This is a genomic window from Thalassotalea fusca, from assembly GCF_053485835.1.
The window spans coordinates 1-345 of the sequence record NZ_JBQRUN010000063.1; the positions used below are offsets into that span (position 1 = coordinate 1).

Annotated in this window: 1 protein-coding gene; it reads left to right on the plus strand. The window is 48.1% G+C overall.

Features of this window, described 5'->3' with window-relative positions:
* On the plus strand, positions 1-345 hold a 345-nt coding region (locus tag ACSLUK_RS20040), incomplete at both ends, for a transposase (protein ID WP_448550556.1).

A 345-nucleotide genomic window follows, 5' to 3' on the forward strand; every position in this document is an offset into this window, starting at 1 on the left:
GCCAGAAGTTAATTGCGATACCTGCAGTTGGGCCGATTAACTCGTTTAGCTTGCTCCATTGGTTAGGCGACGGCAAGCAGTTTAAGCGAGGAAGAGATGCATCAGCCGCTCTGGGGGTTGTACCTAAGCAATATACCACAGGCGGAAAAGTGCGATTGCAAGGGATTAGCAAGCGAGGGAATAGTCGCTTGCGAGCCAGCTTAGTGCATGGAGCCAGGGCTGTCGTGACACAAGCGATTAAGCAAATGAAAGAAGACAAGTTAAGTTTATGGCTTAGAGGGTTAGTCGAAAGACGCGGTTTTAATAAAGCAGTTGTAGCCCTGGTAAACAAAGTGGTAAGAATCG